Here is a 20,133-nt window from a genome sequence, read left to right as displayed (position 1 = left end):
CCAGCCGCGGCCGGCGTCAATCCGTGGCCGGGTCTTCGTCCGCTCCAGCCTCGGCGTGCAGCTCGCGCAGCATGCGGAACAGCTCGCGGAAGGCGTGCGGCGGCTTGTTCTTCCTGCGCTCGGCGTGGACGTTGCGCACCAGCTGGCGCAGCTGCTGGCGGTCGGCCTGCGGGTGCTCGGCCAGCAGCGCTTCCAGGGCCGCGTCGCCCTCCTCAAGCAGGCGCTCGCGCCAGGCTTCGATGCGGTGCAGCAGCGCCGTCTCCTGGCGCGCCGACTCGCCGCCGGCGTCCATCGCGTCGCGGATGGCGTCCAGGGTCTCGTCGTCCTGGCGGCGCATCTGCTTGGCCAGGTACTGCAGCTGGCGCTTGCGGGCGATGTGCGAATCGATCCGCCGGGTCTCCAGGATGTGCGGCAGCAGGTCGTCGGGGATCGGCAGTTTTTCCAGCTGCCCCGGAGACAGCGCGATCAGCTTCTCCCCCAGTGCGCGCACCTCCAGCGCCTCGCGCCGCTGCTGGCTGCGGCTGGGGCCCAGGAATTCACCGGTTTCTTCGTCGATGCCGCGCATGGCTCTGGTGTCCGTGATGTTGCGTATGGCCGCGGATTTTCGCGGATGGGCACCGATAATGCACCCTGCCGCGTCGAAGCCGCATTGAACCGCACCCATCCAAGGACAGTCGATTGAACGAATCCATCTCCCGCACCGATGACAGCGTGGCCGACGACAGCGCCGCACGGCTGGAGGCGCTCTCGGGCCTGTCCCGGCGCCTGCTCGAGCTGTGCCGGGCCGCCGGCGCCGACCAGGCCGAGGTCAGCTGCTCGGAGGAGCGCGGGCTGAACGTGGGCGTGCGCATGGGCGAGGTCGAGACGGTGGAGGCCACCCGCGACCGCGGCATCGCCGTGACCGTGTACTTCGACCACCGCAAGGGCAGTGCCAGCACCGCCGACCTGCGCGAACAGAGCCTGGCCGCGACCGTGGAGCAGGCCTGCGCGATCGCCCGCTTCACCGAGGCCGACCCGGCCGCGGGGCTGGCCGATGCCGACCGCATGGCCGCCGATCCGCTGGAGCTGGACGCCTGGCACCCGTGGGCGCTGGACGCCGATCGCGCGGTGGAGCTGGCGCTGGCCTGTGAAGCGGCCGGGCGCGATTCCGACCCGCGCATTACCAACTCCGATGGCGCGGCGGTCGGCAGCGGCGCGTCGCTGGGGGTGTATGCGAACAGCCACGGTTTCGTCGGCGCCACCCGCGACACCATGCACAGCATGTCCTGCGCGCTGGTCGCCGGCCAAGGCGAGGGCATGCAGCGCCAGGGCTGGTACACCATCGGCCTTGCGGAAGCCGACCTGGAGCCGGCGGCCAGCGTCGGCCGCAGCGCCGCCGCGCGCGCCGTTGCCCGGTTGGAGCCGAAGGCGCTGGCGACCGGGCAGTACCCGGTTGTGTTCGACGCCGAGGTCGCGCGCTCGCTCATCGGCCACCTGGTCGGCGCGGTGTCGGGCGGGGCCCAGTACCGGCGCGCCAGCTTCCTGCTCGACAGCGTGGGCGAGCGCCTGTTCCCGGAGTGGTTCGGCATCCACGAGCAGCCGCGCCTGGTGCGCGGCCTGCGCTCGGCCTGGTTTGATGCCGAGGGCGTGGCCACCCGTGAGTCGGCCCTGGTGGAGGACGGCGTGCTGCAGCGCTACGTGCTGGGCAGCTACTCGGCCCGCAGGCTCGGGCTGGAAAGCACCGGCAACGCCGGCGGCGTGCGCAACCTGCGCGTGGCCGCCAACGCCGGCGGCCGGGAGGAACTGCTGCGCGGCATGGGCACCGGGCTGCTGGTGACCGACCTGATGGGCCAGGGGGTCAATACGGTGACCGGGGACTATTCACGCGGTGCGGGCGGGTTCTGGGTGGAGGACGGCGAGATCGCCTATCCCGTGGACGGCATCACGATCGCAGGCAACCTGAAGACGATGTTCCAGGCCATCGAGGCGGTGGGCAGCGACATCGATGCGCGCTCGCACCTGCGGGTGGGCTCGATCATGCTCGGCCGCATGACCGTAGCCGGCGGCTGAGGGGTTATCCTTGGCCCAGGGCAATGGAGCCCATGGGGAGAACGAGCAATGTCCGAACACGATCCAGCTGCACCGCCGCCGGCGGATTCCGGGCCGTCCGTGGGCGGCGTCAGCGCCGACCAGCGGCAGTGGGCCCTGTTCGCGCACCTGTCCGCGCTTTCAGCGCTGCTGACCGGTGGCCTGGGCGCCATCCTCGGCCCGCTGATCATCTGGCTGGTGAAGCGCGAAACGATGCCGTTCGTCGATGACCAGGGCAAGGAGGCGCTGAACTTCAACATCACCTGCTTCGGGATCTCGGTGATCCTGTGGGTGGTGGGCACCATCCTGCTGGTGATCCTGATCGGCTTCCTGTTCTACCTGGCGGCGTTCGCGGTGGGCGTCTACTGGCTGGTGATGACCATCATCGCCGCCCTCAAGGCGAATGAAGGCGTTGCCTACCGGTATCCGCTGACTCTGCGCCTGGTGAAGTAGCGCCCGGCGCTCAGTTGCGCCGCGCGCTCCTGTCCAGCCGGTCCATGCGCTCGTCCAGCGGCGGGTGGGTGCGATACAGCTGGGCCAGGCGCGCGGGGCGCTGGCCGAAGGCGGCCATCTTCTGCAGCACCGAATAGAACGCCAGCGGGTCGAACCCGGCCCGCTCCAGGTACACGCCGGCCGCGTGGTCGGCGCGGTATTCGGCGTCGCGGTCGAGGCTGGTGAGCAGCACCGCGGCACCGTGCCTGTCGACGTAATCCTTCGCATACGCGGCGGCCCCGGGCGCGGCGACCTGTGACAGCAGCGCGTCCTTGCCCGCTTCGCGCACCTGCTGCCTGCGGATCACCTCGAAGTGGTCGCGCTGGACCACGTGGCCGAGCTCATGCGCGATCACCGCCGCCAACTCGGAGTCGTCGGCGAGCAGCTCGTACAGCCCGCGGGTGACCAGCACGTAGCCGCCGGGCGCGGCGAAGGCATTGATCTCGCCGTCGTCGATGATGCCGAAGGTCCACGGCAGGTCCGGCCGCGAGGTCTGCGAGGCCAGCCAGCGACCCACCAGGTTGACCCGTCGCTGGGCATCTTCGTCGTCCCACAGCGGCGCCACGCCGAGCACGCGGCCTGTCACGGCCGGGCCAAGCGCGCGCTCTTCTTCCGCGATCTCCTGGTCCGACTTGCCCATGGCGCGGTCGGCCACGCGCGCGATCCCGCTGTCCCCGAGCGCCCCGCCACCGACCCTGGACAGCAGGCCGCGCGCGGACGCCAGCGCGCCGCGCTTCTCCGATCGGGTCGCCTGGTGGCCGGACACCTCGAGCTCGCGTGCCTCGCCGGGCCACGCCACGCTGCGCGGCTGCCAGCCCTGCGCGTGCGCGTGCGCGGCCGCCGTGGGCGCGTCGATGCGCCACGCCTCCATCCGTGCGAGCGCGGCGGCGTCGTGCGACCCGGCCGCGAGGTCGCTGGCGTCGATCCCGCGCACGGTCGCGGTCTCGGTCACCCGCCCGCGGCCCGCGCCGCCCTGCAACAGTGCCCGGCGGCTGGCGCCGGGGGTTTCATCGCCGGCATAGGCCATGCGCACCTCGTTGACCCGGACATAGCCGCTGCGTCCGTCGTCGAGCGCGAGTTCATACCAGAGCCCCTGCTGGCTGCTGATCTCCACCCGCGCGTCGCGTCGCAGCGTAGCGACCGCGGGCGCGTCGAAATCCGGCGCCTCGCGGACATCCACCGAGCGCTTGTGGACCACTGCCGGCATGCCCGCCGCCAGGGCTGCGGCGGTCGTGGCAATGCAGGCCAGTGCGACCATGCTCAGGGTGCGGATGGTGTTGCGCATGGCTGGTTCTCCTTGGATCCGTCGATTGGGGGCAAGAGCGGGTTGCCGGCGGCCAGGGGCCAGTGTTCGAGCTGGTCGAGGTCCTGGCCGAGCAGGGCGCGCAGGCGCAGCCGGCGCGCATGGGGGTCGTTGCCGGATCCATCGTCGATCCGGGCGGTGGCGGTGCAGACCATGATCCGGCCGCTGCCGTCAAGGCGTTCGCTGGTGGCATTGAGGGCCGCGTGCAGCGCATCCAGGTCGCGCCCCGCCTGTTCGCGCACGCCGGCCTCCGCGGCGCCCTTCCAGGTCAGCAACACCAGGTCGTCCAGGATCGCCTGCATCCAGTGCTTGCGCTCGATGACGCCCTCGATCATCACGATGTGGCTGCTGGAATGGACCAGCTTGCGCAGGATCCGGCGGTACTCGCGCCAGCGGCGCCTGGCCAGGCGGCGGGGCAGCCCCGGATCCGGCTCGAAGCGCAGCCGCGCCAGCAGCAGCCAGGGATCGGTGGCAGGGTCGTACGCGGGCAGGTAGTCGACGTTGCCGGTGGCACGCCCCCGCTGCACCGCAGCGTAGCCGCGGCACAGGCCGAAGCACAGCGCGCCGTAGCCGAGGCTGGCGAAGATGTCGATGAACCATCCGAAGAGCGTCAGCCCGGCGAACGCGATCGCCAGCAGCGCCAGGTTGAGCGCGACGAACACCGGATCGACGTCCCGGTGCGGCTCGCCGCGCCAGAACACGAAGCACGACAGCAGGACCAGCAGCGTGGCCAGCGCGTACTTGAGCCAGCCCGGCGGCATCCGGATCCAGCTGCCGGTGGACAGCGCTTCGACCGCCTCGGCGAGGATCTCCACGCCCGGCATCGCCATGTCCACCGGCGTCGGCTTGGCGTCGTTGATGCCGGCCGCGGTGTGGCCGACGACGGCCAGTGCGCCCTCAAGCGAAGGCAGGGCCTTGCCGCACACCGGAGAGCCTTCGATGAGGTCGGCGGCGCTGGCGTAGGGCAGGCGCGAGCGTCCGCGCCAGTTGATCCGCAGGTTGCCGTCGCGCGCTGCGACCGCCACCCGCGCGTCGGCCCCGCCGGCCCGGGCAAGGCGCAGCGCCAGGGACGGCATCGCCCACCCGCCGGCGACCTCGTACAGGCGCACGTCCCGCAGCACGCCGTCGCTCGCGCGCCGGATGTTCACCAGCCCGGAGTGGCGCGCCATCGCCGTCCCGAAAGGCTGGATCATCGCCACCCCCGGTCCCGGCATGGTGGCGCCGGGATCGAGGCGGAACGCGCCCGGCACCTCGCCCGCATGAAGCCCGGCCGCGTGGTCGAAGTCCGGGTGGAGGCGGGTGGCGGCGAAGATGAAGCGGCCGCCGCCCGCGTCGGCAGTCGCTTCCAGCAGGGCATCGCCGCCGGGGTCGTCGCGCGACGGGTCGGCGAACAGGACGTCGATTCCGACCGCGCTCACCCCGGCGCGGTCGAGCGCGTCGATCAGGTCGGCATGGCGTTCCCGGCTCCAGGGCCAGCCGCCTTCGCCGCGTGCGCGATAATGCTCGATCGAGCAGTCGTCGATTTCCACCACCACGGTGCGGCCGCTGGGGAGCGGCTCGATCGGCCGCCAGCTGATGACCCGGTCGAACACCGCGTCCTCGGCGTCGTCGAGCGAGCGCCCGTGCTGCCAGTCCCAGGCAAGCGCGCCGACCATGACCAGTGCCAGCAGCGGATAGAAGGTGAACCCCAGCCGCTGCGAACACCACGCCAGCGGCCGGCGGTAGCCGCGTTCGACCACCGCCCACGCGTCCATGAAGCGCACGCTGGCGCCCGCCATGGCCGAGTCCACGATGCCGGCCAGCCAATTCCTGATCTTCCCCGACACGCCTGTCCCTGGTTCCCGCGTTTGCCATGCCCATCCGGAACGTAAACGCCAAACGGGGGCGTGGACGGACAGGCCCGGGGCATGTCCCGCTTTCCGCCCGGAACCCGTCATGTGGAGAAGGAGTGGCGTGACTCCGGACCTTGTGGAGCAGCGCCAGCAAACGGGAGCGCGACCCATGAACAGGATGCTGACGTTGTTGTGCACGCTGGTGCTTGTGTCCAGTGCGCTGTGGCCCGCCTTTGGTTCCGCGGGTGGCGACGATGTGGCAAACACCGAAACGCCGGGCGGTACCAACCTGCTGTTCATCCTCGATGCGTCGGGCAGCATGTGGGGTCGCGTCGACGGCCAGCCGAAGGTCGTCGTCGCCCGGGAAGTGATGTCCGGACTGGTCCGGCAGCTGCCGGAGGACGCCAGGGCGGGCTTGATCGCCTATGGCCACCACCGCAAGGGCGACTGCACGGACATAGAGACCCTGGTGGCGCTGGGACCGCTGGACCGCGACGCCATGATCAGGCAGATCGAGGGTCTCAACGCGATAGGGATGACACCGCTCACGGCCTCCGTGCAGCAGGCGGTCGACCAGCTGCGGCAGATGGAGCAGTCGGCCAGCATCGTGCTTGTCTCCGACGGCCTGGAGTCCTGCGGCGGCGACCCCTGTGAAGCAGTCAGGGCGGCAAGGCGGTCGGGCGTCGAGTTCAGGCTGCACGTGGTCGGCTTCGATCTTGGCGACAGCGATACCGGGCAGCTGCAGTGCATGGCCGACGCCGGCGGCGGCCGGTTCTTCAGCGCGGACAATGCCGACGAGCTGGCCGGCGCGCTGGACGAAGCGGTACAGGCCGGGCCGGAGCCCGTCGCTGCGTCCACCGGGGCCATTGAGTTGAGCGTCACGGGGAATGGTGAGCCGATCGGCGCCTTTACCTACGTCTACAAGGCCGGGACCGACGAGGAGGTCGCACGGAACCACGCGCTGGAAGAGGGCAAGGCCCGCTATGAACTTGCCGCGGGCGACTATGACATCAGGGTCCGTGCCAAGGGGATTTCCGCGCCGGACCAACGACTGGAAGACATCCCGGTCACTGACGGTGGGACCACCGAACGGAGCGTGGACTTTTCCACCGGAACGGTTGAGCTCACGGTTACCACCAACGGCATTCCGTTGAAGGCCCGCACCTATATCCAGTATGCCGACAGCCACGAGGAGGCCAGCCGCGACGGCACCAACGGCGATGGCGTTGCCCGCTACACCATTCCGGTCGGTGAGTACCGCATCCAGGTCCGGCCCGATGGCATCAGCGCGCCGGACCAGTTCATTGACAGCGTCATGGTGGAAGCCGGCCAGACCACCGTGAAGCGCCTGGAGATCCCCAGCGGCACGGTCCGGATCAGGGTCACCGCCAACGGCCAGCCGTTGAAAGCCCGCACCTATATCCAGTATGCCGACAGCCACGAGGAGGCCAGCCGTGACTGGACCGATGGCGAAGGCTTCGCGGGTTACACGATCCCCGTCGGCGAGTACCGCATCCAGGTCCGGCCGGACGGGATCAGGGCCGACGACCGCTTCGTCGAGGGCGTGACGGTCAACGCGGCCGAGACCACGGAGGTCAGCCTTGATTTCCCGGTCGAGTAGCGGCTTCAGCCGACGCTATGCGCCCGCGTCGCGCGCCTCACGCCATCTGGCGAGGCGTCTGCGCGCCTCGCGGGTGTTCGGATCCTCTTCGCCCAGCGCCTGTTTGAGCCCGGTGTAACCCGTCTCCAGCAACGGCTCGGCGGCATCCGGTTCGAGGACGTCGCCGGCGTCGGTGACGAGGCGCGGTTCGCGTTGACGGTGGGCGCCGGCGACCTGCATGTCCGCACCGGCAACCTGTACTTCACCGTGTCGGCCTATTCGGGCCCGGCCATGGAAATGCCTGAAAGGCTGACCGGCGCGTCGATCATGGCCGCAGACAGGCAATGGCGGCAGGACACCATGCCGCAGCGCAGGGAAGCGGCGGTCGCGCTGGCCCAGGCTGTCGTCCAGTCGCTTGCGGGGCGTGGAGTGCAATGAGGGCGTTCGGGGTGGTCATGATTGCCGGCCTGGCATTGCTGCAGGCCGGCTGCGCATCCATGAGCCAGGGTGAATGCCTGTCTGGTGACTGGGGGCCGGTGGGATACCGGGACGGCGCCGACGGCCACCCGCCATCGCGCCTGGACGACCATGTGAGGGCCTGCGCCGCCTACGGCGTGCGCCCGGATGCGCAGGCCTACCTGGCCGCGCGTGATCGCGGGCTGGGCGAGTATTGCCGGCCGCAGCGCGGGTATCGCGAGGGCCGGATGGGGCGCCGGTACCACGGCGTATGCCCGCCGCAGCTGGCCGGCGGGTTCCTTGCCGGCTACGACGATGGCCGACGCCTGCACGCCGCCGAAGAACACCGCGACGCGCTGCGTGACGAGGTGCGTCGCCATGACCGGCGCATCGGCGACATCGACGATGAACTCGATGAGATCGGGGAGCGGCTCGCTGCGTCGGGGCTCGACAGGCACACGCGCGAATCGCTGGAAAGTGATCGCCGCAAGCTGCGGCGTGAACTGCGCGACATCAGGACCAGGCGCGAGCGTGCGTGGCACCAGGAGCGCATGGCCGAAGAGCATGCCAGGCGCCTGCGCATCGACCTCACGGGCTACTACCGGGACTGACCGGGGCTGCCGTGCTCAGCGGTCGCGTTCGACGGCCAGCCGGGCCAGCGTGCGCAGCGGCCCGGCGTCGTCGCCGAAGCCGGCCAGAGCCTGCTCCATCGCGTGGCTGAGGGCGCGCAGGCGTTCCCGCGAGGCTTCGAGTCCAATCAGGGCGGGGAAGGTGGCCTTGTCCTGCGCCGCATCCTTGCCAACGGTCTTGCCGAGGGCTTCGCTCTCGCCCTCGACGTCGAGCAGGTCGTCGCGGATCTGGAAGGCAAGCCCCAGCGCGTCCGCGTACGCGTCCAGGCGCGCGGATGCGTCCCTGCCGGCGCCCGCCGCGATCGCGCCCAGCCGCACGGCGGCGCGGATCAGGGCGCCGGTCTTGAGCGCGTGCAGGCGCTCGAGCACGTCGAGGCCGGATGCGGCGCCGGTGCCGGTCGCCGCCAGGTCCAGCGCCTGCCCGCCGCACATGCCGGCCGCGCCGGCGGCCGAGGCCAGCTCGCGCAGCATGGCGACCCGGCGGCCGTCGGGGAGCGGCGCCTCGGCCAGCACCTGGAACGCCAGCGCCTGCAGGGCGTCGCCGACCAGGATCGCGGTGGCTTCGCCGAACGCCACGTGCACCGTGGGCTGGCCGCGGCGCAGGTCGTCGTCGTCCATCGCCGGCAGGTCGTCGTGCACCAGTGAATAGGCGTGGACAAGTTCAACCGCGGTCGCGGCCGCGTCGAGCGCCCCGGGATCGACGCCGCAGGCGTGGCCGCTGGCGTGGACCAGCAGCGGGCGCATGCGCTTGCCGCCGAGCAGGACGGCGTGGCGCATGCCCTCGGCCAGGCGGGGCTCGGGACTGGCGGGCAGGGCGAGGGCGGCTTCCAGCGCGGCGTCGATGCGCGTGCGCCAGGCGTCAAGCAGCGGGCCGGTCTGCAGGCCCTGCGATTCAGACATCGTCGGCCAGGCCGGGGAAGGGTTCGGCCTGGTCGGGCTTTTCCGGATCGCTGAGCAGCTTCACCCGCAGCTCGGCCTGCTCCAGTGCCTGCTGGCAGCGGCGGTACAGGCCGACGCCCTGTTCGTAGGCGGCCAGCGACTGCTCCAGGCTCAGCTCGCCACGCTCCATGTTGTCGACCAGGGTCTCGAGCTGTTCGAGTGATTTCTCGAAGTCGGCGACGGGGGAGGGTTCGGGGGTGCGTTCTTTGGCCATGCCGCAAGTCTAAGCGATGGCCAAAGAAAAACGCCCCGCGAAGGGGCGTTTTTGCGCAACTGGCGGAGAGGGAGGGATTCGAACCCCCGAGGCGCTATAAACGCCTGCCTGATTTCGAGTCAGGTACATTCAACCACTCTGCCACCTCTCCGGTGGTGTGCGATCAAGCTTCGCACAGCCCTCAATGATACGACCCCTCCCGGCCGACGACAAGACGGGCCGGGGTCAGCGGTCAGCTTCCTCGACCTGTTCATTCATCATTTCCACCGGCCCGTAGCCCAGCGCCTCCAGCCGTTCGGCCTGGGTGGCGGCATCGCCGACCACCACGTAGATCATGGCGTCGGTACGCAGGTGGCGGTCGGCCAGCGTGCGTACCTGGGCCAGGTCCAGGCCACTGATCTGTCCGGCCTCCCGCTCCAGGTAGTCGGCGGGCAGTCCGTGGTCGCCGATGGCGGCGAGGATGCCGAGCTTGGCGCCGGGGGTCTCGAAGGCGAGCGCGCGGCGCTTGCCCATCGACTCGCGCGTGGTCTGCAGGTCGTCGGCGGTGAAGCTGGCGCCGTAGTCGCGGGCGATGTCGCGCGCGAGCTGCGCGGCTTCCAGGGTGACGTTGGCGCGGACGGCGCCGCCCATTGTGAAGTGGCCGACGTTGGTGTCGCCCGAAAAGCCGCTGCGGAACCCGTAGGAGTAGCCCTTTTCCTCGCGCAGGCTCTGCATCAGCCGTGAGGCGAAGCCGCCGCCGCCGAGGATGAAGTTCATCATCGTGGCGGGGTGGAAGTCCGGGTCGGCGCGGGTCAGCGCCGGGTAGCCGAACAGCAGCATGGACTGGGTGGCGCCGGGCATGTCGTGGAAATGGATGCGCGAGGCGGCGGGCGGCGCGGGCGCGGGGTAGGCCGGGATGCTCACGTCGCCGGCCTGCCAGCGCTGGCCCAGCGAGGCCAGCGCGTCGGTGGCCTGGTCGTGGCCGACCGGGCCGACGAAGCGGATGCGGGCGTGCTGCGGCGCCAGGCTGCGGGCCATGAACCGCCTGAGGTCGTCCATGTCGATCGCGGCCAGCGCGCTTTCGCTGCCCAGCGCGTTGCGCGACAGGATGTGCTCCGGGCCGTAGGCGACCAGATCGTACACGCGCCCGGCCATGGCGCCGGGCTCGGCGCGCGAGGCGGCGAGCTGGGCTTCGGCGGCGGCCCTGGCAAGGGCGAGTTCGTCCTCGTCCCAGCGCGGTTCGAGCAGCATTTCCTCCACCAGCGCCAGGGTGGCGTCGAGGTTGCGCGAGAGGGTGCGCCCGGAAATCACGAAGCGCTCGTCGCGCGCCTCCACGCCGACGGCCGCGCCCAAGGCCTTGAAAGCGTTCTCCATCTCGGCGGCGGTGCGGTTGCGGGTGCCGCGGTCGAGCATGCGCGCCAGCAGGCCGGCGGTGCCGGGCAGCTGCGGATCCTCGAACAGGCGCCCGCCGTCGATGGCCAGCTGGAAATGCACCAGCGGCGTTTCATCATGCTCGATGCCCGACACCTGCAGCCCGTTGGCCAGGGCGCTGCTCCACACCTGCGGCGGCGTCACCACCGGCGGCGGGCCGAACGGCGGTTCGATGGAGCGGTCGAAGGAGGAGGGCGTGCGCGCGTAGTCCGCGGCGCTGGCGGCCGGATCGATCGCGTCCTCGGCACCCTGCACGATCGGCTCCTCGACCACCGGGGCCACCTGCGAGCCCTCCAGCGCAAGCGCCGCCTGGCCGCGCGGGACGAAGCTGGTGGCCACGTGCGGCCGCTCGCGCAGGTAGGCGTTGTACACGCGCACGACGTCCTCGGCGGTAACCGCGCGCAGCGCGGCCAGGTCGGCGTCGGGGCTGGTGCCATACAGGTCGTGCCGGGCCAGCGCCGCGCCCTTGCCCAGCACGCTGGCCTGGCGCGCGTACATGTCGGCCTCGGACATGGTCTTGATCCGCTCCAACGCCTGCGCGTCCACGCCATCGCGCTCGAACCGGGCCATGCCGGCCTCAACGCCCGCCAGCGCGTCGTCCAGATCCACGCCGTCGAAGGCGGTGGTCTGCAGCATCACCATGCCGGCGATCTGCTGGCTGGTGTTCCAGGCCGACACCGCGCTGGCCAGCTTCAGTTCTTCCACCACCACCGCGGTCAGCGGCGAGTCGCGGCCGTCGGTCAGCAGCTCGGCCAGCACGTCCAGGGCGGCTTCGTCGGGATGGCCGCGCTCAACGCCCGGCCAGGCCAGGGTCAGTGCCGGCAGGCGGGCCAGGTTGTCCTCGTGCAGCAGGCGCGTGGAGGCCTCCAGGCGCGCCGGCTGTGGTGCCGGCGCGGCCGCTTCCTCGCCGCGGGCGATCTCGCCGAAATACTTCTCCACCCACTCGCGGGCCTGGGCCGGATCGAAGTCGCCGGCCACCACCAGGGTGGTGTTGTTGGGCGTGTACCAGCGGTGGTAGAAGCCGTGCACGTCCTCCAGCGTGGCCGCGTCCAGGTCGGCCAGCGAGCCGATCACCGGCCAGCTGTACGGGTGCCCCTGCGGATACAGGTGCTCCAGGATCACGCCGTAGTTGTGGCCGTAGGGGCGGTTGTCCACGCTCTGGCGCTTCTCGTTCTTCACCACCTGGATTTCCTTGGCCAGCACCGCGTCACTGACGGTGTTGATGAAGAACCCGAGCTTGTCCGCCTCGGCCCACAGCAGCTTCTCCAGCGCGTCGCTGGGCACGGTCTGCAGGTAGTCGGTGAGGTCGAAGCTGGTGCTGCCGTTGGCGCCCGAGCCGCCCACGCGGGTGCTCAGCCGATCCAGGCCACCGGGGCCGAGGTTCTCCGAGTCCAGGAAGAACAGGTGTTCGAACAGGTGGGCGAAGCCGGTGCGTCCCGGCAGCTCGCGCGCCGAGCCGACGCGTGCCGCCAGCACCACCGCCACCACCGGGTCGGAGTGGTCGAGGTGGAAGATCACCCTCAGGCCGTTGTCCAGTTCGAAGCGCTGGGCCGGGATCAGCTCGCCGGCCGGTTGGGCGGAGGGAGTGGTTACACCGGCGCCGGCGGGCACGCTGATGGCAAGCAGGAAGGCGGCCGCGATTGCCGGCAGCAGTCTGGACAGGGGCATGGGCTCGGTTCCTGGTCGGGTCTGGAGGTTTGCGGCAGATTACACCGCGGGTGAACGGCGCGGGGCCGCGTTCCGGGGCGGCGACGACGGCGGTTACACTGGCCGCATCACGTCATCCGGTGCCATGCCATGCCCGAAGTCCAGGTTCCCGTTTCATTCGGCGAGCTGCTCGACAAGATCTCGATCCTGCAGATCAAGTCCGAGCGGATGAGCGATCCCGCCAAGCTGGCCAACGTGCGCCGCGAGCTGGCCGAACTGGAGAAGACCTGGATGGCGCACCCCGCGGCCGGCCGCGACATCGCCGGCCTGCGCGCCGAGCTGAAGGCGGTGAACGAGCGGCTGTGGGAGATCGAGGACGAGATCCGGCTCAAGGAGAAGGCGCAGGCCTTCGACGAGGAGTTCGTGCGCCTGGCCCGCAGCGTGTACTTCGAGAACGACGGCCGGGCGCGGATCAAGAAGGAGATCAACCTGGCGCTGGGCTCGGCGTTCGTGGAGGAGAAGTCCTACCAGGATTACCGCGGCGAAGGCGGCGCCTGACGCCGGTCAGCAATGGTCGGCGCGGAAGCGCTCGAAGGCGGCGATCGCGTCGTCCACGGTCACCAGCTCCATCACCTTGTCGAATTCGATCTTGGTGCCCCATTTGAGTTCGGCCGCCGGCCGCTTGAGATGGCGGCGCGCGGCGGCGTCGTAACGATCCACGCAGTAGCGCCGATCCGAGTACGGGCCGCTGCGCTCGGGGTTGCTGGCCGCGTGCAGGCCCAGCACCTTCGTGCCCATGGCGTTGGCAATGTGCATCGGGCCCGAGTCCGGGGTCATCACCAGGTCGGCGCGGGCGAGCAGGGCGGGCAGCTGCTTGAGGGTGTCCTTGCCGACCAGGTCGATGGCAGGCGCGCGCGTGGCGGCGATGATGGCATCGGCGGTGCGCCTCTCCAGCTCGCTGCGGCCGCCGCACAGCACCACCCGCCAGCCGGCCGCGGCGGCGTGGTCGGCCACCGCGGCGTAGCGGTCGGCGTACCAGTTGCGGCGCTCGTGGCTGGAGCAGGGCGAGATCACCAGGGTGCGGGTGTCGTCGTCGGGCCACTGGGCCCGCGCCCATGCGTGGGCGTCGGCGGGAACCGGCATGTCCCACACGGTCTTGCCGCGCAGCAGGCCCAGCGGCTCGCAGAAGCTGCCGATCGCGTCCAGCACGTGGATGCCGGGGCGGTCGGCGATGCGTTCGTTGATGAACAGCCCGTGCAGATCCTTCGAGCGGCGGCGGTCGTAGCCGATCCGCCGCCGCGCCGGGATGAAGGCCGACAGCAGGTTGGCGCGCCCGGCCACCTGCAGCTGCAGCAGGGCGTCGAAGCGCCGGCCGTCCAGGCCGCGGCGCAGCGCGCGCATGCCGGCCAGGCCGGTCTTCTTGTCGTAGACGATGAACTCCACGCCTTCCAGGCCGTCGAGCAGGCGCTGCTCGGCCTTGCCGATCACCCAGGTCAGCGCCGTTTGCGGCCAGGCGTCCCGCAGCGTGTGCACCAGCGGCAGCACGTGGGTCACATCGCCCAGCGCGGACAGCCGCAGCAGGCAGATGGAGGCCGGTGCAGGGGCGGCCGGGGACGGCGATGGATTGGCCATTCGGCTTGCTAGACTCGCTGGATGGTTCGATTCGACGCCAGCGAAAGCCTGACGCCATTCCATGATGAGCGCGGCCGCGGCGCAGGCGGCGGTTACGGCTCGATTCTCAGCGATGCGGCGATCTCGGGGCAAGTCGGGCACGGCTGGTTCGATCCGGAACACTGGGGCGGGGATGCGCAGCCGGTGGGCAGCGGCGGCCGCGGCGGGGCGTGGTTCGTGGACGGCCCGTTCGGCCACGCGGTGCTGCGCCACTACCTGCGCGGCGGGCTGGCGGCCAGGTTCAGCCGCGACCTCTACCTGTGGCGCGGCAGCAACCGCACCCGCAGCTTCATGGAGTTCCGCCTGCTGCGCGATCTGCGCGGCGACGGCCTGCCGGTGCCGGCGCCGGTGGCGGCCTGCTACCTGCGCCGCGGGCTGTTCTACCGGGCCGCGATCCTGGTCGAGCGGCTGTGCGGGGTGCGCAGCCTGGCCGAGCTTGCCGCCGCCGGCCAGGCGCCGTGGCGGGAGGCGGGCGAGCTCATCGCCCGCTGCCATCGCGGCGGCCTCGACCACGTTGATCTGAACGCACACAACATCCTGTTCGACGAAGGCGGCCGCGGCTGGATCATCGACCTGGATCGCTGCCGCAGGCGGCTGCCGGAAACCGGCTGGCGCGCGCGCAACCTGGCGCGGCTGGAGCGCTCGCTGCTCAAGCTGCGCGGCGAGCGCACGGAGGACGTTGTGCGCGCCGATTTCGCCCGCCTGCGGGCGGCCTACGACGCCCGCTGGGCGAAGGGATACTGAGCATGGGCTGGGCGCTGCGCTTCCACGGGGTCGGCAACGCCGACGCGGTCGAGCTGGGCAATTCGATGGCCACCATCGAGCGCGACGGCGAGCCGTGGCTGACCATCGACTGCGGCAGCGAGGGCCTGACCGCCTGCATGGCGCACTACGGCCACCCGCCGCGGGCGCTGTTCATCACCCATACCCACATGGATCACGTGGGCGGCTTCGAACGGCTGTTCGTGCACCAGTACTTCAACGAACAGCGCCGCGGGCGCATGCCGGTGTACGTGCCGGCCAGCGTGGTGCCGCTGCTGCACCAGCGGGTGGGCGACTACCCCAACGCGCTGGCCGAGGGCGGGGTGAACTTCTGGGAGGCGTTCCAGGTGATCCCGGTCGGGGACTGGTTCTGGCACGGCGGCCTGCGCCTGGAAACCTTCGCCGTGCGCCACCACTGGCCGCGCACCGCGTTCGGCCTGCGCCTGCCGGGCAGCCTGGTGTGGACGGGCGATACCCGCCCGATCGCGGAGCTGCTGAAGGTCTACGCCGACGCCGGTGAAACCGTGGCCCACGACTGCGCGCTGGTGGGCAATCCTTCGCACGCGGGGCTGGATGAACTGGAGCGCGAATACCCGCCGGAGCTGCTGCAACGCTGCGTCCTGTACCACTACGCAAGCGCCGCGGACGGCGAGGCCATGCGCCGGCGCGGCCGCCGCGTGGCCGCGCCGGACGAGGTCTTGACGCTGCCCGAGCCGGTATCGGGCATCATGGGCAGTTGAGATGAGCGCCGTTCCCGCCCCCGCTGATTCCCCGCTGCCGCTGGACAGGCTTGGCCGCCCGCTGCGAGACCTGCGGCTGTCGGTGATCGAGGCCTGCAATTTCCGCTGCGACTACTGCATGCCGGCCGACCGCGTGCCTGACGACTACGGTCTGGATTCGGCCTCGCGGCTTTCCTTCGACCAGATCGAAACCCTGGTGCGTGGTTTTGCCCGCGTCGGCATCCGCAAGCTGCGCATCACCGGCGGCGAGCCGCTGCTGCGGCGCAACCTGCCGGAGCTGGTGGCGCGGCTGGTGGCGGTGCCTGGGATCGAGGATCTGGCCCTGACCACCAACGGCAGCCTGCTGGCGCGCCAGGCGCGGGCGCTGCGCGAGGCCGGGCTGCAGCGGCTGACGATCAGCCTGGATGCGCTGGATCCGGACGTGTTCCGGCGGCTGAGCGGCGGGCGCGGCGAAGTCGCCAGGGTGCTGGAGGGCGTGCGCGCCGCCGAGGACGCCGGCTTCGGGCCGATCAAGTTCAACTGCGTTGTCCAGCGCGGCATCAACGACGACCAGGTGCCGGTGCTGGCGGAACACTTCCGCGGCAGCGGCCACGTGCTGCGCTTCATCGAATACATGGACGTGGGCACCTGCAACGGCTGGGATCGCGAGCGGGTGGTGCCTTCGGCCGAGCTGCACGCGCGCATCCACGCGCGCTGGCCGCTGCGCGCGCTCGAACCGCTGCAGCGCGGTGAGGTGGCCGAGCGCCACGCGTTCGAGGACGGCGGCGGCGAGATCGGCTTCATCAGCTCGGTCACCGCGCCGTTCTGTTCGGACTGCAACCGGGCGCGGGTATCCGCCGACGGTCATCTGTATACCTGCCTGTTTGCCGCCGGCGGCGCCGACCTGAAGCCGGCCCTGGCCGACGGCGAGCTGGCCCTGGCCGACCACGTCGGCAACCTGTGGTCGCGCCGCGCCGACCGCTACAGCGAAGAGCGCGGCAGCGCCCGCGGCTCCGGCCGGCGGGTTGAAATGTTCCTCATCGGCGGTTGAATCGATGCCCAGATCCACTCCCGGCCAGGCCGGGCTGACCCATATCGACCCGGACGGCCGCCCGACCATGGTCGACGTGTCCGGCAAGGCGGTGACCGCGCGCGAGGCGGTGGCCCAGTGCAAGGTGCGCTTCCCGGCCGTGGTGGCCGCGCAGCTGCGCGAGAGCGGGCTGCGCAGCGCCAAGGGCGGCATCGTCGATACCGCGATCGTGGCCGGCACCATGGCGGTCAAGCGCACCCACGAGCTGATCCCGTTCTGCCATCCGCTGCCCATCGACGGCGTGCGCCTGGGCATCGACTGGCACGGCGAGCGCGAGCTGCTGGTGGAGTGCACGGTGCGCACCACCCACCGCACCGGCGTGGAAATGGAGGCGCTGACCGGCGCCACCGTGGCCGCGCTGACCGTCTACGACATGTGCAAGGCGCTCTCGCACGCGATCGTGCTGGGGCCGGCCAAGCTGGCCGGCAAGCGCGGCGGCAAGCGCGACTTCGGCAAGGCCGGAGCCGATGGAGGGAACAGGTGACCAGCGTGACCGTGCTGTATTTCGCCAGCCTGCGCGATGCGGCGGGCGCCGAGAGGGAAACCCTCGCCAGCGACGCCGCAGACCTGCGCGCGCTGTACGCGCAGCTGCGCGAGCGGCACGGCTTCGCGCTTGCGCCCGGGCGCCTGCGGGTGGCGGTGGACGGCAGCTTCGCGCGCTGGGAGGACGCCCTGCGCGAGGGCTCCGAGGTGGCCTTCATTCCCCCGGTCAGCGGTGGCTGAGGCGATGACGCGATTCCGGATTGCCGACGAGCCGTTCGAAACCGCGCCCCTGCGCGAGCGCCTGCTGCGCGACGAGGCCGGGGCCTGCAGCATGTTCGAGGGCTGGGTGCGCAACCATAACGAGGGCCGCCCGGTGCACGGGCTGCGCTACGAGTCCTACGTGACGCTGGCCGAGTCCGAGGGCGCGCGGATCATGGCCGAGGCCGTGGAGCGCTTTTCGCTTGGCGAAGCCGTCTGCGTGCATCGTATCGGCGAGCTGGAGATCGGCGACCTGGCCGTATGGGTTGGGGTCTCGGCCGGCCATCGCGACAAGGCCTTCGCCGCCTGCCGCTGGATCATCGACGAGGTCAAGGCGCGGGTGCCGATCTGGAAGCACGAGCGCTACGCCGACGGCGACACCGGCTGGCTGCACCCGGACGAGGGCGCGCCGGCCCGAAAAGGTGGCGACCCCGCCAGTTGACCTCGGCACCCGCGTCGATCGATACCGTTGCTGCCTTCCGGCCCTGGCGGGGTTTTCAACCTAGCGTTGCGAGGGACCGACGGGGTCACCATAGATTGGCGGAGAGAGGGGGATTCGAACCCCCGAAGCGGGTTAAGCCGCTTACACACTTTCCAGGCGTGCTCCTTCAACCACTCGGACACCTCTCCGTCCTGGCCCGGCGGGGCCTGTGGCCGCACCGGGCCGGCAATTCTACGCCGCGGCCGGGGCCGGAACAAGGAATCGCCTGAACCGGCGGGAAGCCCCCGCCGGCATGGCAGAATGGCGCCATGTCCTACCTCGTCCTCGCCCGCAAGTGGCGCCCCCGCCGTTTCGCCGAACTGGTTGGCCAGGAACACGTGGTCCGCGCGCTCAGCAATGCGCTCGACAGCGGCCGCGTGCACCACGCGCTGCTGTTCACCGGCACCCGCGGGGTCGGCAAGACCACCATCGCCCGCATCTTCGCCAAGAGCCTGAACTGCGAGCAGGGCACCTCGGCCGAGCCGTGCGGGCAGTGCAGCGCCTGCAGCGACATCGACGCCGGCCGCTTCATCGACCTGCTGGAGATCGACGCGGCCAGCAACACCGGCGTGGACGACGTGCGCGAGCTGATCGACAACGCCCAGTACATGCCCTCGCGCGGGCGGATCAAGGTCTACCTGATCGACGAAGTGCACATGCTGTCCAAGCCGGCGTTCAACGCGCTGCTCAAGACGCTGGAAGAGCCGCCGGAGCACGTGAAGTTCCTGCTGGCCACCACCGACCCGCAGAAGCTGCCGGTGACGGTGCTTTCGCGCTGCCTGCAGTTCAACCTCAAGCGGCTGGACCTGGGCCAGATCGAGGGCCAGATCAGCAAGATCCTGGGTGCCGAGGAGATCCCCGCCGACGAGGGCGCGGTGCGCCAGCTCGCCAGGGCGGCCGACGGCAGCCTGCGTGACGGCCTGTCGCTGCTGGACCAGGCGATCGCCTACACCGGCGGCAAGCTCGACGATGCGGGCGTGGCGGCGATGCTGGGCACCGTCGACCGTACCCGCGTAGGCGCGCTGCTGGACGCGCTGGCCGAAGGTGACGGCGAGCGGCTGCTGGCGGAGGTGGAGACCCTGGCCGGCTTCTCGCCCGACTGGGGCGGCGTGCTGGACGCGCTGGCCGAGGCCCTGCACCGGATCCAGGTGCGCCAGCTGGTGCCCGGGGTGGCGCTGGACGCGGACTCGGAGGGCGTGGACGTGGACGCGCTGGCCGCCGCGCTGCGCGCCGAAGTCGTGCAGCTGTGGTACCAGATGGCGCTGACCGCCCGCCGCGACCTGCCGCTGGCGCCCAGTGCGCGCGCGGGTTTTGAAATGGGCGTGCTGCGGATGCTGGCGTTCCGGCCGGCAGGTGGAGCGGGCGGGGCGACGGCAGCGGGCGGCACCGGCAGCGGCCGTTCGGCAGCGGAAGCGGCGAGGGCGGCGCTGGAGTCCGCGCCGCCGCCTGCACCCGTGAGCGCGTCCGCATCCCGGCCGCCGGCACGTCCGGCCGGCGCGGCGCCCTCGCGGCCGGCAGCGCCCCCGGAAAATCCATTCACCGCTCCGCCCGCGTCCGCGCCAGAGCCCGCACAGGCAGCGCCGGCGTCCAATGCCCCGGCAGCGCCGCCCGCCACACCCGCAGCCCCGGCACCGGCCGCGCCGCCCGCAATGTCTGCAGCTGCGGCACCGGCCGCGACCACCGATATCGACGCCGCCCGCTGGCCCGACCTGGTCACCGGCCTGGGCCTGCGCGGCCCGGTTCGCGAGCTGGGCGCACACACCGCGTTCCTGGGCTACGCCAACGGCGTGCTGGAACTGTCGCTGCCGCCCTCGGACGACCACCTGAAGGCGCCGTTCCTGGTCAAGCAGCTGGCCGATGCGCTGGCGCCGCACTTCGGCACCGCGCCGACGATCCGCTTCTCGGCGGCCGCGCCGGCCGAAGCCGAGACCCTGCACGAGCGCAACGTGCGCAAGCAGGACGCCCGCCAGCGCGAGGCCGAAAGCACGTTCCTGGCCGATCCGGACGTGCAGCGGCTGATGTCGCGTCCGGGCGCCAGCGTCGTGCCGGATTCCATCCGGCCCTTCGACGACAATTGATT

21 protein-coding genes, 2 tRNA genes and 1 other RNA gene are annotated in these 20,133 nt (G+C 71.1%); 13 read left to right on the top strand and 11 right to left on the bottom strand.

From position 1 onward, the window contains the following. Positions 1-16: 16 nt before the first annotated feature. Positions 17-565: a ribosome biogenesis factor YjgA gene (gene yjgA / locus ACOZ90_RS09135; RefSeq protein WP_422893345.1), complete on the bottom strand. Its 549-nt coding sequence runs from the start codon at positions 563-565 to the stop codon at positions 17-19. A gap of 125 nt (positions 566-690) precedes the next feature. On the opposite strand from yjgA, the gene pmbA reads away from it, so the two are divergent. Together pmbA and ACOZ90_RS09125 are read left to right on the top strand one after the other, a co-directional pair. Continuing rightward, positions 691-2,049: a metalloprotease PmbA gene (gene pmbA / locus ACOZ90_RS09130; RefSeq protein WP_422893439.1), complete on the top strand. Its 1,359-nt coding sequence runs from the start codon at positions 691-693 to the stop codon at positions 2,047-2,049. Positions 2,050-2,097: 48 nt separating this feature from the next. Further along, complete coding sequence (locus tag ACOZ90_RS09125) at positions 2,098-2,520, top strand: DUF4870 domain-containing protein (protein ID WP_422893344.1); 423 nt, start codon at positions 2,098-2,100, stop codon at positions 2,518-2,520. A gap of 10 nt (positions 2,521-2,530) precedes the next feature. On the opposite strand, the gene ACOZ90_RS09120 is transcribed toward ACOZ90_RS09125, so the two are convergent. Then, on the bottom strand, positions 2,531-3,844 hold the full coding sequence (locus ACOZ90_RS09120) for a M48 family metalloprotease (RefSeq protein WP_422893343.1): 1,314 nt from the start codon (positions 3,842-3,844) through the stop codon (positions 2,531-2,533). Next, positions 3,820-5,688 (bottom strand): CHASE2 domain-containing protein, encoded by a 1,869-nt coding sequence (locus ACOZ90_RS09115; RefSeq protein ID WP_422893342.1) that lies wholly within the window; start codon positions 5,686-5,688, stop codon positions 3,820-3,822. Before ACOZ90_RS09115 ends, ACOZ90_RS09120 begins: the two co-directional genes overlap by 25 nt. Positions 5,689-5,863: 175 nt before the next feature. Between ACOZ90_RS09115 and ACOZ90_RS09110 the strand changes: the two genes are divergently transcribed. Beyond that, positions 5,864-7,315 carry a VWA domain-containing protein gene (locus tag ACOZ90_RS09110; protein WP_422893341.1) on the top strand — a complete coding sequence of 484 codons (1,452 nt, stop codon included), beginning with the start codon at positions 5,864-5,866 and terminating at the stop codon, positions 7,313-7,315. A gap of 15 nt (positions 7,316-7,330) precedes the next feature. On the opposite strand, the gene ACOZ90_RS09105 is transcribed toward ACOZ90_RS09110, so the two are convergent. Then, entirely contained in the window at positions 7,331-7,534 is a 204-nt protein-coding gene (locus tag ACOZ90_RS09105; RefSeq protein ID WP_422893340.1) for a hypothetical protein, read from the bottom strand. Between ACOZ90_RS09105 and ACOZ90_RS09100 the strand changes: the two genes are divergently transcribed. Both ACOZ90_RS09100 and ACOZ90_RS09095 read left to right on the top strand, forming a co-directional pair. After that, on the top strand, positions 7,514-7,732 hold the full coding sequence (locus ACOZ90_RS09100; RefSeq protein WP_422893339.1) for a hypothetical protein: 219 nt from the start codon (positions 7,514-7,516) through the stop codon (positions 7,730-7,732). The genes ACOZ90_RS09105 and ACOZ90_RS09100 overlap by 21 nt on opposite strands. Then, positions 7,729-8,361: a DUF2799 domain-containing protein gene (locus tag ACOZ90_RS09095; protein ID WP_422893338.1), complete on the top strand. Its 633-nt coding sequence runs from the start codon at positions 7,729-7,731 to the stop codon at positions 8,359-8,361. Before ACOZ90_RS09100 ends, ACOZ90_RS09095 begins: the two co-directional genes overlap by 4 nt. Positions 8,362-8,376: 15 nt before the next feature. Here ACOZ90_RS09095 and ispA read toward each other — a convergent pair whose 3' ends face one another. From ispA to ACOZ90_RS09075, 4 genes are all read right to left on the bottom strand, one after another. Then, the gene (gene ispA, locus ACOZ90_RS09090; RefSeq protein ID WP_422893337.1) at positions 8,377-9,279 is read right to left on the bottom strand and encodes a (2E,6E)-farnesyl diphosphate synthase; all 903 of its coding nucleotides are present in this window, start codon (positions 9,277-9,279) and stop codon (positions 8,377-8,379) included. After that, on the bottom strand, positions 9,272-9,532 hold the full coding sequence (locus ACOZ90_RS09085) for an exodeoxyribonuclease VII small subunit (RefSeq protein ID WP_422893336.1): 261 nt from the start codon (positions 9,530-9,532) through the stop codon (positions 9,272-9,274). Before ACOZ90_RS09085 ends, ispA begins: the two co-directional genes overlap by 8 nt. 60 nt (positions 9,533-9,592) lie before the next feature. Beyond that, positions 9,593-9,683, bottom strand: a tRNA-Ser gene (locus tag ACOZ90_RS09080). A 74-nt stretch (positions 9,684-9,757) separates the two neighbouring features. After that, on the bottom strand, positions 9,758-12,610 hold the full coding sequence (locus tag ACOZ90_RS09075; RefSeq protein ID WP_422893335.1) for a M16 family metallopeptidase: 2,853 nt from the start codon (positions 12,608-12,610) through the stop codon (positions 9,758-9,760). 129 nt (positions 12,611-12,739) lie between these two features. On the opposite strand from ACOZ90_RS09075, the gene ACOZ90_RS09070 reads away from it, so the two are divergent. Beyond that, positions 12,740-13,147 carry a DUF6165 family protein gene (locus ACOZ90_RS09070; protein WP_422893334.1) on the top strand — a complete coding sequence of 136 codons (408 nt, stop codon included), beginning with the start codon at positions 12,740-12,742 and terminating at the stop codon, positions 13,145-13,147. 6 nt (positions 13,148-13,153) lie between these two features. On the opposite strand, the gene ACOZ90_RS09065 is transcribed toward ACOZ90_RS09070, so the two are convergent. Continuing rightward, the gene (locus ACOZ90_RS09065) at positions 13,154-14,221 is read right to left on the bottom strand and encodes a glycosyltransferase family 9 protein (protein ID WP_422893333.1); all 1,068 of its coding nucleotides are present in this window, start codon (positions 14,219-14,221) and stop codon (positions 13,154-13,156) included. Between the two features lie 21 nt (positions 14,222-14,242). Here ACOZ90_RS09065 and ACOZ90_RS09060 point away from each other — a divergent pair, with 21 nt between their 5' ends. Genes ACOZ90_RS09060 through ACOZ90_RS09035 form a run of 6 tightly spaced genes read left to right on the top strand, consistent with a single transcriptional unit; the run spans position 14,243 to position 18,014 of the window. Next, positions 14,243-15,004 carry a 3-deoxy-D-manno-octulosonic acid kinase gene (locus tag ACOZ90_RS09060; RefSeq protein WP_422893332.1) on the top strand — a complete coding sequence of 254 codons (762 nt, stop codon included), beginning with the start codon at positions 14,243-14,245 and terminating at the stop codon, positions 15,002-15,004. A 2-nt stretch (positions 15,005-15,006) separates the two neighbouring features. Beyond that, positions 15,007-15,762, top strand: coding sequence for an MBL fold metallo-hydrolase (locus tag ACOZ90_RS09055; protein ID WP_422893331.1), 756 nt, complete (start codon positions 15,007-15,009; stop codon positions 15,760-15,762). 1 nt (position 15,763) lies between these two features. Beyond that, positions 15,764-16,792: a GTP 3',8-cyclase MoaA gene (moaA, locus tag ACOZ90_RS09050; protein ID WP_422893330.1), complete on the top strand. Its 1,029-nt coding sequence runs from the start codon at positions 15,764-15,766 to the stop codon at positions 16,790-16,792. A gap of 4 nt (positions 16,793-16,796) precedes the next feature. Further along, on the top strand, positions 16,797-17,315 hold the full coding sequence (moaC, locus tag ACOZ90_RS09045; protein ID WP_422893329.1) for a cyclic pyranopterin monophosphate synthase MoaC: 519 nt from the start codon (positions 16,797-16,799) through the stop codon (positions 17,313-17,315). Further along, complete coding sequence (moaD, locus tag ACOZ90_RS09040) at positions 17,312-17,554, top strand: molybdopterin converting factor subunit 1 (protein ID WP_422893328.1); 243 nt, start codon at positions 17,312-17,314, stop codon at positions 17,552-17,554. The genes moaC and moaD overlap by 4 nt, the downstream gene beginning before the upstream one ends. Positions 17,555-17,558: 4 nt before the next feature. Further along, on the top strand, positions 17,559-18,014 hold the full coding sequence (locus ACOZ90_RS09035) for a molybdenum cofactor biosynthesis protein MoaE (protein ID WP_422893327.1): 456 nt from the start codon (positions 17,559-17,561) through the stop codon (positions 18,012-18,014). On the opposite strand, the gene ffs is transcribed toward ACOZ90_RS09035, so the two are convergent. Both ffs and ACOZ90_RS09025 read right to left on the bottom strand, forming a co-directional pair. Next, an RNA gene (ffs, locus tag ACOZ90_RS09030) (signal recognition particle sRNA small type) lies at positions 18,001-18,097 on the bottom strand. The genes ACOZ90_RS09035 and ffs overlap by 14 nt on opposite strands. Before the next feature lie 13 nt (positions 18,098-18,110). Next, a tRNA-Ser gene (locus ACOZ90_RS09025) sits at positions 18,111-18,202 on the bottom strand. Positions 18,203-18,322: 120 nt separating this feature from the next. On the opposite strand from ACOZ90_RS09025, the gene dnaX reads away from it, so the two are divergent. After that, entirely contained in the window at positions 18,323-20,131 is a 1,809-nt protein-coding gene (dnaX, locus tag ACOZ90_RS09020) for a DNA polymerase III subunit gamma/tau (RefSeq protein WP_422893326.1), read from the top strand. Positions 20,132-20,133: the final 2 nt, after the last annotated feature.

Origin of the sequence: Luteimonas dalianensis (genome assembly GCF_049339425.1) — a bacterium.
Lineage (GTDB): Bacteria > Pseudomonadota > Gammaproteobacteria > Xanthomonadales > Xanthomonadaceae > Luteimonas > Luteimonas dalianensis.
The sequence above is the reverse complement of the archived record's forward strand: the minus strand, read 5'-3'. Positions and strand labels throughout refer to the sequence as shown.